The sequence below is a fragment of the Frondihabitans sucicola genome (genome assembly GCF_030296615.1).
Taxonomy (GTDB): Bacteria; Actinomycetota; Actinomycetes; order Actinomycetales; family Microbacteriaceae; genus Frondihabitans; species Frondihabitans sucicola.
In genome coordinates, this window is the sequence record NZ_AP027732.1 from 622,289 (window position 1) to 636,004 (window position 13,716).

Below are 13,716 nucleotides of genomic sequence, written 5' to 3' on the forward strand. Positions count from 1 at the left end.
GGTCACGGAGCGCCGGCGGCCTAGGGTGTGTCTCCCACGTGGCCGGAGGTCGTGTGTGGTCTGGATCGCGGCGAATCGAGAGACCCGCCCTAGGGGCGCGCAGCGACGAGCACGGCGTCGAGGGCCGTGCCGGCAGCGGTGTCTCGCGCGACCAGGCGACACTCCTCGACGTCGAGTCCGACGGCGCGAGCGGTCGCGGAGAGGTGGTCGATCCGGTGCAGGAGCGCGGGATCCTGCGGCCCTCCGACGCCGTCGGCGAGGTTCTCGAGCGCGTGACCGACCAGGGCGAGGGTGCCGCCCGGCGCCAAGGACGCGCTCGCGTTGGCCAGGGCGTCCGCGAGTGCGTCGGCGGGCAGCTGCAGGTACGCGACGACGACGAGGTCGACCAGCGACGGCGAGATCCACGAGGTCGCGTCGGCCTCCACCCAGTCGACCTCGACTCCGAGCTCAGCGGCGCGGGCCCGTCCGATCGCGAGGCCCGCGGGGGCGAAGTCGACGGCGGTGACCGTCCAGCCGCGGGCCGCGAGCCAGAGGGCGTTGCGTCCTTCACCGGCTGCGAGGTCGACGGCCTCGCCGATCGGCAGGTGTCCGACGGTCTGTTCGATCCACGCGTTCGGCCCCGCCGACCACAGCTGCTCGCCCGACGCCGACGCGCGGGAGTAGCGGTCCTGCCAGAAGGCGTTGTCGGTCACGGCACCAGCTTGGCACCGAAAATCGGACACGAAACCACGGGATCGAGTGGTTTCATGTCTGGATCGTGGGAGAAAGCTCTCGCCCGACGGCGGCGAGGGCCTCCGCGAAGACAGCTGCACCCGCAGGCCCGGCCCCGCCGGAGAGGTTGACGCCCCGCACCCCGTCGAGGGCGAGCATCTCCAGCGACAGGTCGACGGCCGCCGACACGCCCTCGGCGAACGGGTCGGGGGCGCGCAGGATCCGCTCCAGGTACCCGGGCGGGAGCACGAGCGTCGTGAACGACTCCAGCAGCCGCGCCGACGCCACGTCGACCACCAGCGGAACACACGGAACGAAGGCCACGGCAGCCCCCGGATCCTGCGACTCGGCCAGGAGGTCCTGCACTTCTCGGATGAAGGACGAGACCGGCGCCGCTCCCCCGGCGTGGTTGACGAAGCAGACCTCAGCGCCCGCGCGGACCTTCTCGACCAGGCGTTCGGCACGACGCCCGGTGGGCGGCGCGCACGGCGACTCGGCGACGGAGACGAGGTGCCCCGCGGCGCGGGCGAGCGCGGCGAGCCGGGTGGAGTCGAGGTCGAAGACGGGTCGGGCGTCGGGCCGCGACCCCGTCCGCGTGTGGTCGCCGGTGACGCAGTGGACTCCCGCGACTCCCGCATCGGCCAGGGAGGCGAGCTCGCCCTCCAGGGAGACCCGGTTGCGGTCGCGGCAGTTCAGGCCGCTCCAGACCCGAAGGCCCTGCCGCTGGATCAGCGCCGCACGATACGCAGGCGAGAACTGCACGCGCTCTGCCCCGGAATCGCCGGCCAGCACGGCATCCACCGACCCGAGCAGGATCGCGGACACCTCCGTGAGAGAGGACGCGCTCAGCGCTCGCGCGGGGAAGTCCGCGACGACGACCTGGCGCTGCCGCAGAACGTGGCGCATGGTGCCGGGCGCCCGGGCGGGTTCGGGCGCCGGCGGCCGCGAGCCGGCCGACCGGGCCCACCGCACCGTCGGCAGGTCGAGGAACACGCAGGCGTGATCGGCCACCTCGCAGGAGCCGTCGAACTCCACTCCCCGCACGGCCCGTACTCCATGTGCTTGGGGCACTCGACGACAGACTTCTCCATGTTGACCACACTTACATTTCTCTGTTTCGGCCGAGGTGTCCTGCCGTTTCGAGGAGGTAAAACCCCGTAAAATCAAGGAATGCCCGACTCTGAAGCCCTTCCCTTCGACCTCGTCGTCCGCAGCGACTCCGCGCTGATCGACGGCGACTTCCGCTCGGCGGCGGTGGCCGTGCGCGAGGGGGTGATCGTCTCCATCGACCGGGTCGACGCTCCCCTGGCGGCCGTCGACGAGGTGATCCTGCCCTCGGGTCAGGTCCTCCTGCCGGGCATCGTCGACTCGCACGTGCACGTCAACGAGCCGGGGCGCACCGACTGGGAGGGCTTCGCGAGCGCCACCACGGCGGCCGCGCGCGGCGGCGTCACGACGATCGTCGACATGCCGCTCAACAGCATCCCGCCGACCACCACGCCGTCGGCGCTCGACCTCAAGCGCGACGCCGCGGCACCGCAGGCCGTAATCGACGTGGGCTTCTGGGGCGGCGCGATCCCGTCGTCGCTCGGTCGACTCCGCGAGCTGCACGAGGCCGGGGTGTTCGGGTTCAAGGCGTTCCTGTCACCGTCGGGCGTCGACGAGTTCCCGCACCTGTCGACCGCCCAGTTGCACGAGGCGATGGCCGAGATCGCCGCGTTCGACGGCCTGCTGATCGTGCACGCAGAAGATCCGGAGAGCCTCGCGGCGGCGCCCGCACCCGCGGGAGCCTCGTACGAAGCGTTCGTGCGATCGCGCCCCGACTCCAGCGAGCAGTCGGCCATCGAGCACGTCATCGACGCCGTCCGACGAACCGGCGGTCGCGCCCACATCCTGCACCTCTCGTCGGCAGCGGCGCTCCCGGCGATCCGCGCCGCCAAAGCCTCCGGGCTGAGGCTGACCGTCGAGACCTGCCCGCACTACCTCTCGTTCGACGAAGCGACCATCCCCGACGGCGGCACGCAGTACAAGTGCTGCCCGCCGATCCGCGACGCCGCCAACCAGGAGCAGCTCTGGGAGGCTCTCGTCGACGGCACGATCGACCTCGTCGCCTCCGACCACTCCCCCTCGACGGCCGCCCTCAAGTTCGCGGGCGACGGCGACTTCGACCTCGCCTGGGGCGGCATCTCGGGCCTCGAACTGAGCTTCCGGGCCGTCTGGACCGGGGCTCGCTCGCGCGGAATCCCGCTTTCAGCGGTGGTGCGCTGGATGTCGACGGCAACCGCCGACCTGGTCGGACTGTCGGACCGGGGCAGGATCACCGTCGGCGCGCAGGCAGACCTCGTCGCCTTCGATCCCGACGCCTCGTTCACGGTGTCCGCTGCGGCTCTCGCACACAAGAACCCCGTGAGCGCCTTCGACGGGAGCCACCTGCACGGCGACGTGGCGCGGGTGTGGCTGCGAGGCGCTGAGGTCGACTCGGCAGCGCCGGCGGGGCGCCTGCTGCGGCGGACCTAGGTTTCCTGTGGGGGCGAGGCGGGCGGGGCGGGGCCGGCGTCGTTCGTTGTGAGGTGCAGGGCTTGACGGGACCAGCGGCTCGCTCGCCTGCGCAGGCTGCGCCCTCCGCCCTGAGTCAGCGAGGTCGGCCCAGGCCGCACGCCCGGTGCGCCGGCAATTGAGGCTGGAAGCCGCATTGGCGCGCTCCACGAAGCCAGACTGCGGCTTGGAGCCTGAGTTACCGACGGCTGCCCGCGCCGCGCAGCAGCCGCGCCGGCAATTCAGGCTGGAAGCCGCAAGAGCGCCCTCCACGAAGCCAGACTGCGGCTTGGAGCCTGAGTTACCGACAGCGCGCCAAAGCTTCGGCGCGCCGGCAATTCAGGCTGGAAGCCGCGTTGGCGCGCTCCACGAAGCCAGACCGCGGCTTGGAGCCTGAGTTACCAACGGCGCGCCAAAGCGTCGCGGCCGGCGGGCTGGCAATTCAGGCTGGAAGCCGCGTTGGCGCGCTCCACGAAGCCAGAACGCGGCTTGGAGCCTGAGTTACCGACCGTGACCCCGGGCCGAGGGCACAGCGGGCAACAGCCGCACGGGACGAGGCAGTGCCCGCGCCCTACTCCAGCTCGCCGAGCTCCGCGTAGAGCGACGTGATGCCGCCGATCCGGGCGCGTGCGGGGCCCTTGGCCGCGGCCAGGGCGGCCGCGGCGAGCAGGTTGGCGAGGCTCATGGCGGCCCCGTACGAGTCGAAGGCGGCGACGCTGTCGACCGGGCAGGTCAGCACCCGGGTCGTCGCGGCTGTCGGCAGCCGGGCGCCGGGATCCACGATCAGGATCACAGGGACCTGCCGCCGTTCCAGTGCGGCCAGTACCTCGACGAAGCCCGAGGGCCGACGCCGGAAGCCCACGAGGACGACTGCGTCTCGGGGCCCCAGGTCGGCGAGTTCCTCCGCGACCGACTGGCCGGGCGCAGGCGCGACCCGGACCCCCGGGCGGGCCTGCACGAGCTGCTGCCGGAGGTGCAGGGCTACGGGGTAGCTGTTGCGGAATCCGATCACGACCACCTCGCGCGCCCCGGCGAGCAGCGCCGCGGCGGCGTCCAGGCGCCCGTCGGAGAGGCCCGCCACGAGGGCTTCGAGATTGGCCCGCTCGGCGGCGACGTGCTGAGCGAATCCGACGGCGGCATCCGCGGCAGGGCCCACGGGCACGCCGCGGCGGCGCAGGGACCGCGCCTGCTCCCGGACCTCCTGGGCGTCGGCGAACCCGAGCCTGCGGAAGAGTCGCGACACGGTCGCCTTGGAGACCCCGCTCGATGCGGCGATCTCGGTCGCCGAGTACACGGCCAGGTCGTCGAGGTGGTCGAGGATGAAGTCGGCAGCGCGCTGCTCCTGCGGGGTCAGGCTCCCGTAGCCGGAGTCGATCCTGGTTTGTATGTCACCAGAGGTATGGATCACCTCGGTCGGTGTATCACTCACGAGGCATATGCGGCGGCGAAGGCCAGGATCGCGCCCTCGAACGCGTCGAGGGCGGCCGCCACATCGCCCTCGGTAACGATCTCGTCGGGGTGGTGGCTGATTCCTCCGCGACCGTTGCGCACGAAGAGCATCGCCCAGTCGGTGAGGTCTGCCACGGCCATGGCGTCGTGTCCGGCTTTGGAGAACAGGACCATCGGATCGGCGTCGCCCGTGGTCCGAATACCGGCACCGACGACGTCCTGCAGCTTCGGTGAAGCGACCACCGCGGGGGCGTTGTGCGTCTCCTCGACCGCGAAGGCGAGGCCGCGACGATCGCAGACCTCTGCCGCGACGGACTGGATCCCGACCCAGACGTCGTCGCGCGCCTCGTCCGTCTCGCCGCGGAGGTCGAGGCTGAACTCGACGCGGCCGGGAATGACGTTGACGCCGCCTGGGTAGGCCTGCAGGCGCCCGACGGTGGCGATGCAGCCGGCGTCGCGCGCCAGGCGCTCCACGGCGAGGACCAGCTCGGAGGCGCCGGCGAGGGCGTCGTGGCGCCGGTGGAACGGCACTCCCCGGCGTGCCCGGCCTCGCCGGTGAGGGTGAGTGCGAACCGGCGCGCACCCGCGATCGACGAGACGACGGCCAGGGCACGGTCGGCCTCCTCGAGGTACGGCCCCTGCTCGATGTGCACCTCGAGATAGCCGACGACCTCGTCCGGTCGATGGGCGGCCTCGCCGACCCGAGACGGGTCGAGACCGAACTCGACGAACGCCTCGCGAAGCGAGAGCCCGGCGGCGTCGGTGAGCTCCCACCAGGACTCCGGCCAGGTGCCGGCCACGGCTCGCGATCCCAGCAGGGCCGTGCCGAAGCGCGTCCCCTCCTCGTCGCCGAACGCCAGGACCTCGATCGCGAAGGGCAGTCGGACGTCTTTCGCGCGCAGGCGGTCCACGGCCGCGATCGCGATCATGACGCCCAGGATCCCGTCGAACCGGCCGGCGTTGGGAACGGTGTCGAGATGCGATCCGAGCAGGAGTGCCGGTAGTCCCGGGACCTTGCCCTCTAACCGGCCACGCTGGTTACCAGCCGCGTCGGTCTCGGTCTCGAGCCCGGCTTCCCTCATCCAGCGGGCAGCCATGGCGTTCACCGCGGCGTGCTCGGGCGAGAGGTAGACCCGCTCGATGCCGGTCGGCGTCGAGGTCTCTCGCGCCAGGGCGTCGCAGCGCTCCAGGATGGTCGCGGCGTCGATCGGAGTCGTCATGCGACACCCGCGTCCTGGTAGACCTCGTAGGCGGCCCCGACTCCCCCGCCGCCGGTGACCGCGACGCCCGAGCGCCGCAGGACGGCTTCGAGCGCCGAGAGCGTCGTCAGCACCGTGTCCTTTCGGGCGTTGTAGCCCATGGTGCCGATCCGCCAGACCTTGCCGTGCAGGGGCCCGAACGAGGTGCCGATCTCGATGCCGAAGTCGTTCAGCATCGCTCCGCGGGCCTTGTCACCGTCGATTCCGGTCGGGATCACGACGGCGGTGACGTTGTTCATCTTGTGCGCGGGGTCACCGAAGATCTCCAGCCCGAGACCCCGGAGCCCTGCGAGCATGGCCCCGCCGTGCAGAGCGTGGCGAGCGACGGCTTCGTCGATGCCCTCCTCCACCAGCAGGCGCGCGCACTCGCGGGCGCCGTAGAGCATCGTCGTGGCCTCGGTGTGATGGTTGAGCCGCTGGGGACCCCAGTAGTCGAAGATCATCGCGAGGTCGAAGTAGTTCGAGCGGATGGGATGCGCGCTGACGGCGTCGCCCACGCTGCGGATCCCGGCCTCGACCGACCTGCGGGCTGTGATGACGGAGGCCGCGCGCGGAGAGAACGTGACCGGAGAGGAGCCGGAGGGGCCACCGAGGCACTTCTGCAGACCGGCCGTGACGGCGTCGAGGCCGAGCTCGTCGGTCGCGAACGTGTTGCCCGCGAGCGAGGCGGTGACGTCGGTGTAGAAGAGCACGCCCTCCCGCTCGCAGATCGCGCCCAGCTCGTCGAGGGGCTGCGCGACCGTCGTCGAGGTGTCGCCGTGCACGACGGCCAGGAGTTTCGGCCGCACGGAAGCGATCGCGGTCTCGATGGCGGTGGCCGTGAACACCTGGCCCCACGGAACCTCGATGACATGCACCTCGGCCCCGCAGCGCTCGGCGATCTCGCGCAGCAGGTGCCCGAAACGACCGAAGATCGGCACCAGGACGCGGTCGCCCGGCTCGATCAGCGACACCAGGGCGGCCTCGATCCCGGCGCGCGAGGTGCCGTCGACCAGCATCGTCTGCTCGTTCGCGGTCTGGAACACCTGGCGGTAGAGCACCTGCGTCTCGTCCATCGCCGCCGTCATCCACGGGTCGTATTGGCCGACGAGTTGCGCGGACATGGCGCGCAGCACGCGCGGGTCGGCGTTGATCGGACCGGGGCCCATCAGAAGTCGCGCGGGCGGATCGATCGGCTGAAAAGACTGTTTCACACGGCGAGTCTACGCAACATGTGTTTCAGCCGTGTAACACGCGCACTCCTCGCGAGGCTACGTCCGATCGACGCGCACGGCGCGCACGCGGCAAGGCCCCCGCTCTCAGGCGACCAGGGAGCCCGCGAGCGACGCCGCCACGCGCACGAGGGCCAGGTCGGTGCCGCGCGGGCCCACCAAGCAGAGGCCCACGGGACCGCCGGCGACCCGGAGCAGGGGAGCGGACACGGCCGGGTACCCGCCGATCCCCGCGATGCAGGTGAGGCCGAGCGTGCGGGAGCGCACCGCGTCGAACTCCGCGGGCGTGGCGGCCAGCGACGGAGCCGCCGACGATGCGCTGGGGAGCAGCAGGATCCTGCCGCCCAGCATCCGGTCGAGGTGGTCGCGCTGCACGGCGAGCTCCGTGCGGGCCTCGGCCTCGCGGTCGGGCGTGACGCTGCGGCCGAACTGGAAGCGGGCCTCGACGTCGGGCGCGAGCGCGCCGGGGTGCGCCGTGATCCACTCGCCGTGCGACCGCCAGGCTTCGGCGGCCTGCAGCACGCGGAACAGCTCGTAGAGGTGGGCGATGTCGCCGAGGGCGATCTCGTCGGGCCGACCGATGGTCCCCGCCGACGCGAGCGCGGACACGCACCCGTCGAAGGCGTCGCGGACGTCGGGGGAGACGGAGGCGATCAGGCTGGGATCGACCGCGAAGGCCGGCTCGACCTCGTGCTGCAGAGGGGAGGAGGTCGCGGCCGGGCTTCCGAAGGTGGCGGCGGCAACCCGCGCCAGGAGGTCGACGTCGCGGGTCAGCCAACCGACCGCGTCGAACGAGGGCGCCAGGGGCAGCAGGTCGGTGCGGCGGACGGCGCCGTGCGACGTGCGGAGGCCCCAGAGCCCCTGATAGGAGGCCGGGACGCGGATCGACCCGCCCGTGTCGGTGCCGAGGCCGACGCTGGCGTGGCCGAGTGCGACGGCGGAGGCCGGCCCGCTCGACGAACCGCCGGAGATCGCGCCGGGCACGGCACCGTTCGGGGAGTGCCGTAGGCGGAGTTGCGGCCGGCGATGCTGTACGCGAACTCGTCGGTCTGCGCGATACCGAGCACCGCGGCGCCGCCGTCGAGCAAGGCCTGGACGGCGGGCGAGTTGAACTCCTGGTCGGACTGTTCCTCCAGGTAGGCGGGCACCCCCGCGCCGATGCGCAGGCCGGCCACCGCGAAGAGGTCCTTCACCGCGACGGTCTCACCGAGCAGGGGAGCGACGCCCGCAGCGGGCTCATCCTCGGCCGACACGTCCACCGACGAGGCGACCAGGGGTGCCCCGACGACGCGCCAGATCCGGGTGTCGAAGATCGGTGCCGGAGCCTGCACCTGCGCCGACGCGATCCGCCAGACGTGATCCTGCGGATTCTGGCGCCAGAGCTGAGTGACGACGCCGCGTCCGCCGGCGGCGGGGAGGTTGACCGACACGATGAGGGCGGTCGCAGGATCGAGGACCCTCACGTGACACTGCTCGATGTGGCGCGCGGGCGCGGACTTCCGCCGCCCGCGGAACTCGGTGATGGCCTCGTGACCGACCAGCAGCCCGGCGCCGTCGGCGCGCAGCGTGTCGGCACCGGGTTCGAAGGCGTCGGCGAGCGCCGCCTGATCGTTGGCGGCGAGCGCTCCCTCGTACGCGTCGAAGGCGTCGAGCAGCCCGCCGGGCAGGGTTCCTTGAACAGAGGTCGGATCAGTCATCGAAGTCGCTCACTCGGATTCTGGCGTGGACACCCTTCACCAGGTCGACGACCTGCGAGATGTTGAAGTCGGTCGCCGCGGAGAGGTACGCGTAGGCCACGCTCTCCTCCATGCCGAATCGGGCATGCAGCAGGTCGAGGGCTGCACGGACGCATTTCTGCACGGCGACGTCGAGGTCTTCGTCGAGCCCGGTCGGGACGAGGAACTCAGCCGTCTCGGCCAACGGGCCCGCGATCTCGCCGAAGCGAGCCCGGGCATCCTGCTTCGTGATGAGATCGAAGCGGACCGTCACCCGGAGGGAGGCCTCGAGGGCGGTCAGCGCGACCTCGCCGTCGCCCTGGGCGAAGTGCGGGTCGCCGACATAGGCGAGGGCCCCCGGCACCTGCACCGGCAGATGCAGTGACGCACCTTCGACGAGCAGGCTGATGTCGATGTTGCCGCCGTGCGGGCCGGGAGGCACCGAGTGCGGTCGCTCGTCGCCCGCGACGGCGACGCCCATGATGCCGAGGAACGGGTGCAGTGGGAAGGTCACGGAGGGAACGCCGCCCGGAGTGCGGGGGAGTGTCCCCACGAGGGAGCCTGCGGCATCGCGAGTGGCGGCCGCGAAGACGCTGACGTTCTCGGAGCCGCGCGGCAGTTCGCCGGCCAGCGCACCGCGACCGTGGCGATTGGAGATGACGCCGTACGGCACTCGCGGCGTCGCGGTCACGAGGGTCATCGTGAGGACGTCGCCGGGCTCGGCTCCGCGGACGGCGATCGGGCCGGTCACGACGTGCGGACCGTCGACGGCAGGATCGCGCCGCCCGGTCGACGCGGCAATCGCCACCGCGTCGTCGAGCACGGCCTCTGCCGCGACGCCGTGCTGCGCGAAGAAGGCCACCGGGTCACGGCCCTGGTCGTCGAGGATGCCCTCGTGGCTGATCGTGTCGATCGTGACGATGTCGCCGGGATCGACTGTCAGGACGGCGACGTCGGTCTCACACGGAAGGCGTCCCCAGAAGGTGTTCGCCTCGCTGGCGGGCAGATAGAGCGCGCCCGGGATCTCGCCGCGACCCGGCTGGAGGACGGCTCCCGTCTCGAAAGTCATGTCCAAACCCTAGCGGCGGGCCGGGGCGGCCCCCTATGGCTCCCGCCTCGACTCCGGACGGCCGATTGCCTGGGCGCCCGCTCCCGAGATCCGATCGGTTCGCTGGGAAGGATTCCTGCCCCCAGCCTCCTCTTGGAGAGCGGTCCCTACCGTCGAGCGTGAGCACTTCTCCGACTTCCGCCCCGCGCGCCCTCTCGGCCCTGACCGGGTTCGCCGGGCTCGCGATCGTCGCCGGTCTCCTCGTCGGAGTCCTCGCGATCCCGAGCCTGGTCGTCGCCGGGAACACGGTCACGACCGGCGTCACCGCCTTCGACGACCTGCCGAGCTACCTCGCCATCACCCAGCCGGCCCAGGCCTCCAGCCTCTACGCGAAGGACGGCAGCAGCGAGGTCAAGATCGCCTCCTTCTACACCGAGAACCGGACCGACGTGAAGGCGGATCAGATCGCCGCGAGCGTGAAGGACGCCGCCGTCTCGGCGGAAGACCCGCGGTTCTACCAGGAGGGCGCGATCGACGTCGAAGGCACGATCCGCGGAGTCCTGGCCACGACCCTGGGCGACGACGTCCAGGGCGGCTCGTCGATCACGCAGCAGTACGTGAAGAACGTCCTCGTCGAGCGCTGCGCGACCGAGAACACGGACACCGCCAAGGCGCTCGCCTGCTACAAGACCGTCACCGCGGTGACGCCGCAGCGCAAACTGCGCGAGATGCGCTATGCGATCAGCCTCGAGAAGAAGTACACCAAGTCGCAGATCCTCACCGGATACCTCAACATCGTCGGATTCGGGGGCAACGTCTACGGCATCCAGGCGGCCGCCGAGTACTACTTCGGGGTCTCCGCCTCGAGCCTGAGCACGGTGCAGTCGGCCACTCTGATCGCGATCCTGAACAATCCTTCCAACCTCCGGATCGACGAGCCGACGAATGCCGCCAACGGCTCGGCGAACGGCTACGCGCTCACGAAGGTGCGTCGCGACTACGTGCTCCAGCGGATGTACGTCCACGGCAAGCTCTCGAAGGCCGAGCTGACGGCCGCCACGGCGACCGCGATCACTCCGAAGATCACCACGGCGACCAACGGCTGCGGCGCTGCTGTGAAGTACGACGCCGGTTATTTCTGCGACTACGTCACCAACGTCGTGGCCAACGACACCGCGTTCGGTGCCACCGCGAGCGCCCGCGCCGCGACCCTCAGCGAGGGCGGCCTGAAGATCTACACCACCCTCGACCTCGCGCAGCAGAAGGTCGCGCAGACGGCGCTGTCGACCTACGCCCCGGCGACGGCAGCCGGGATGAACCTCGGCGCCACGAACGTGTCGGTCGAGCCGGGGACGGGGAAGATCCTGACCATGGTGCAGAACACGAACTACACGCAGAGCGACCATGCTGTGGCCGGCGAGACGAGCGTGAACTACAACACCGACAAGGCGTACGGCGGTTCGGGCGGGTTCCAGACCGGATCGTCGTTCAAGGCGTTCACCCTGGCCGCCTGGTTGCAGGCGGGACACACCCTGTCCGACTCCGTGACGACGACACAGCACACCTTCCCCTTCTCGGAGTTCACCAACAGCTGCACCGACATCGGCGACAGCACCTGGCCGGTCGCCAACGCGGATCCGGCTGCCGCCTCGCTGTCGGTGCTCCAGGCCACGGCCCAGTCGGTGAACACGGCCTTCGCCGAGATGGGCACTCAGCTCGACCTCTGCAGCATCGCGAAGGACGCGACCTCCATGGACGTCCACACGGCCACCGGGGTGAAGCTCAGCTCGGTGCCGTCGATGATCCTGGGCACGAACGACATCGCTCCGCTCACGATGGCCACGGCCTACGCCGGCATCGCCAACAACGGCATCGTCTGCACGCCGATCGCGATCACCAGCATCACGGGTCCGACCGGGAAGGCGATCGCCGCCACTCCGACCAGCTGCACGCAGGGCATGTCGTCGGAGATCGCGGCCGGTGTCTCGTACGCCCTGCAGACCGTCCTCGAACCGGGCGGCACCGGTGCCAGCGCCAACCCGGAAGACGGCGTCGACATCCTGGCCAAGACGGGCACCAACGACGACGCGGAGCAGAACTGGCTGGTCACCTCGACGACCAAGGTCGCCACGGCCACCTGGGTCGGCAACGTCTCGGGATCGACCGACTTCTACGACACCTCCATCAACGGCATCGAGGGATACGACGTCAAGTTCGACATCGCGAAGCCGATCCTCCAGTCGCTCGACGCGGAGTACGGCGGCGGGACGCTGACGGCGCCGCCCGCCTCCGAGATCAGCTCCTCGTCTGCGGGCGGGGAGTCGGGGTCGGGTGGCGCATCGATGGGTGGCGCGGCAGCCGGGGGCAGCGCCGGTGCAGCGACCGGGGGCACCGGGGGCGCGACGGGCGGTGGCACCACCGGGGGCGCGACGGGCGGTGGCAACGGAACCAGCACGGTGACGGGCGAATAGCCCGACGGGGTGACGACAGAGGAGCAGGGCGCAGGATCGCGACGCGGGCGCCTCCGCCGGGCCGAGCGTGCGCGCGCTGCCGCGATCCGGCGCAGCCTGTCGGCCGCGTGACGATTCGTCGACTCGATACGTCTTGTCGTGGGGGCCGTTTCCCGGCTCCACCCTCACTCGCGGCAGAAAGCACGGCAGACTTCGATCATGAGACTTCCCGGTTCCAAGAACACCGACCCGAGCACACGCCCGGGTACCCTCCACGCCGACGACACCGTCACGAACGGGATGAAGATCGCGGGCGCCTGGGGCTGGCGGATCCTGGTCGTCGTCGCGTGCTTCGCCGTGTTGATCTACCTGATCACCACGCTCAGCGAGATCGTCATCCCGTTCTTGATCGCGCTGCTCATCTCGGCGCTGCTCAAGCCGGCCGTCACGGCGCTCGTGCATCGGCGCTGGCCGAAGTGGCTGGCGATCGTCGTGACACTGCTCGGAACCCTCATCGTCTTCGGGGCCCTGGTGCTGCTGGTGGTCTCGCAGGTGCGGGCCGGGCTGCCCGCCCTCGAGAAGGAGTCGGTCTCGTCGTTCAAGTCGGTGCAGGCGTTCCTCGCGGCCCCACCGTTCAACCTGACCACGACCGACTACCAGAAGTACATCGATCAGGCGACCAAGGCCCTCCAAGACAGCAGTAAGTCGCTGCTGTCGGGCGCTGCCGCCGTCGGGCTGGGCGGCGTGCACTTCGTCGCCGACGGCCTGCTCACCATCTTCGCGACGATCTTCATGATGATCGACGGCGAAGGCGTCTGGAAGTGGGTCACGCGGCTGTTCCCCCGCCGCGCTCGCACCGCCGTCGACGGAGCAGGCCAGGCAGGATGGCACACGCTCACCACGTTCGTACGGGTCCAGATCTTCGTCGCCGCCGTGGACGGCCTCGGCGTGGGCCTCTTCGCCTTCTTCCTCGGACTGCCGCTGGCGGTGCCGATCGGCGTTCTCGTGTTCCTGGCGTCGTTCATCCCGGTCGTGGGTGCCATCGTCTCGGGTGCCTTCGCCGTCGTGATCGCGCTGCTCTTCGTCGGCCCTCTGCAGGCGCTCATCATGCTCGGCGGGGTCGTCATCGTGCACCTCCTCGAGGCCCACGTGCTGCAGCCGCTCGTCATGGGAAACGCCGTCAAGGTGCACCCCTCGCCGTCGTCTTCGCCGTGGCCGGCGGCTCGTACATCGCCGGTATCCCCGGCGCGCTGTTCGCCGTGCCCACGATCGCCGTGATCAACGTCATGGTGACGTTCGTGGCGCGGGGCAAGTGGCGGACGGAACCGAAGGCGGCTG

Annotated in this window: 8 protein-coding genes and 2 pseudogenes; 3 read left to right on the forward strand and 7 right to left on the reverse strand. The window is 70.8% G+C overall.

Features of this window, described 5'->3' with window-relative positions; genetic code table 11:
- Positions 1–89 precede the first annotated feature (89 nt).
- Both QUE79_RS03255 and QUE79_RS03260 read right to left on the reverse strand, forming a co-directional pair.
- Positions 90–692 (reverse strand): class I SAM-dependent methyltransferase, encoded by a 603-nt coding sequence (locus QUE79_RS03255; RefSeq protein WP_286345410.1) that lies wholly within the window; start codon positions 690–692, stop codon positions 90–92.
- Between the two features lie 52 nt (positions 693–744).
- Positions 745–1,755 (reverse strand): methylenetetrahydrofolate reductase, encoded by a 1,011-nt coding sequence (locus tag QUE79_RS03260; RefSeq protein ID WP_286345411.1) that lies wholly within the window; start codon positions 1,753–1,755, stop codon positions 745–747.
- Between the two features lie 126 nt (positions 1,756–1,881).
- Here QUE79_RS03260 and allB point away from each other — a divergent pair, with 126 nt between their 5' ends.
- Positions 1,882–3,228, forward strand: a complete 1,347-nt coding sequence (gene allB, locus QUE79_RS03265) for an allantoinase AllB (RefSeq protein ID WP_286345412.1) — start codon at positions 1,882–1,884, stop codon at positions 3,226–3,228.
- Positions 3,229–3,817: 589 nt separating this feature from the next.
- Here allB and QUE79_RS03270 read toward each other — a convergent pair.
- The 5 genes and pseudogenes from QUE79_RS03270 to QUE79_RS03295 all read right to left on the reverse strand — a co-directional run bounded on the left by QUE79_RS03270 (position 3,818) and on the right by QUE79_RS03295 (position 9,949).
- Positions 3,818–4,675: a MurR/RpiR family transcriptional regulator gene (locus tag QUE79_RS03270; RefSeq protein ID WP_286345413.1), complete on the reverse strand. Its 858-nt coding sequence runs from the start codon at positions 4,673–4,675 to the stop codon at positions 3,818–3,820.
- Positions 4,672–5,915, reverse strand: a pseudogene (locus tag QUE79_RS25145) (Zn-dependent hydrolase). The gene QUE79_RS03270 and the pseudogene QUE79_RS25145 overlap by 4 nt, the downstream one beginning before the upstream one ends.
- Positions 5,912–7,102 carry a pyridoxal-phosphate-dependent aminotransferase family protein gene (locus QUE79_RS03285; RefSeq protein ID WP_286346825.1) on the reverse strand — a complete coding sequence of 397 codons (1,191 nt, stop codon included), beginning with the start codon at positions 7,100–7,102 and terminating at the stop codon, positions 5,912–5,914. The pseudogene QUE79_RS25145 and the gene QUE79_RS03285 overlap by 4 nt, the downstream one beginning before the upstream one ends.
- 150 nt (positions 7,103–7,252) lie before the next feature.
- Positions 7,253–8,862, reverse strand: a pseudogene (locus QUE79_RS03290) (AtzH-like domain-containing protein).
- Positions 8,855–9,949, reverse strand: coding sequence for an acetamidase/formamidase family protein (locus QUE79_RS03295; protein WP_286345415.1), 1,095 nt, complete (start codon positions 9,947–9,949; stop codon positions 8,855–8,857). The pseudogene QUE79_RS03290 and the gene QUE79_RS03295 overlap by 8 nt, the downstream one beginning before the upstream one ends.
- Positions 9,950–10,107: 158 nt before the next feature.
- Here QUE79_RS03295 and QUE79_RS03300 point away from each other — a divergent pair, with 158 nt between their 5' ends.
- Positions 10,108–12,399 (forward strand): transglycosylase domain-containing protein, encoded by a 2,292-nt coding sequence (locus QUE79_RS03300; RefSeq protein ID WP_286345416.1) that lies wholly within the window; start codon positions 10,108–10,110, stop codon positions 12,397–12,399.
- Positions 12,400–12,597: 198 nt separating this feature from the next.
- Positions 12,598–13,656 carry an AI-2E family transporter gene (locus QUE79_RS03305; protein ID WP_286345417.1) on the forward strand — a complete coding sequence of 353 codons (1,059 nt, stop codon included), beginning with the start codon at positions 12,598–12,600 and terminating at the stop codon, positions 13,654–13,656.
- The last annotated feature ends 60 nt before the right edge of the window (positions 13,657–13,716 follow it).

Bases quoted from the DNA above. Each gene is read 5' to 3' on its own strand.
- QUE79_RS03285 (WP_286346825.1), bottom strand. From the start codon at position 7,102: ATGGGCCCCGGTCCGATCAACGCCGACCCGCGCGTGCTGCGCGCCATG.
- QUE79_RS03305 (WP_286345417.1), top strand. From the start codon at position 12,598: ATGAGACTTCCCGGTTCCAAGAACACCGACCCGAGCACACGCCCGGGT.
- allB (WP_286345412.1), top strand. From the start codon at position 1,882: ATGCCCGACTCTGAAGCCCTTCCCTTCGACCTCGTCGTCCGCAGCGAC.
- QUE79_RS03295 (WP_286345415.1), bottom strand. From the start codon at position 9,949: ATGACTTTCGAGACGGGAGCCGTCCTCCAGCCGGGTCGCGGCGAGATC.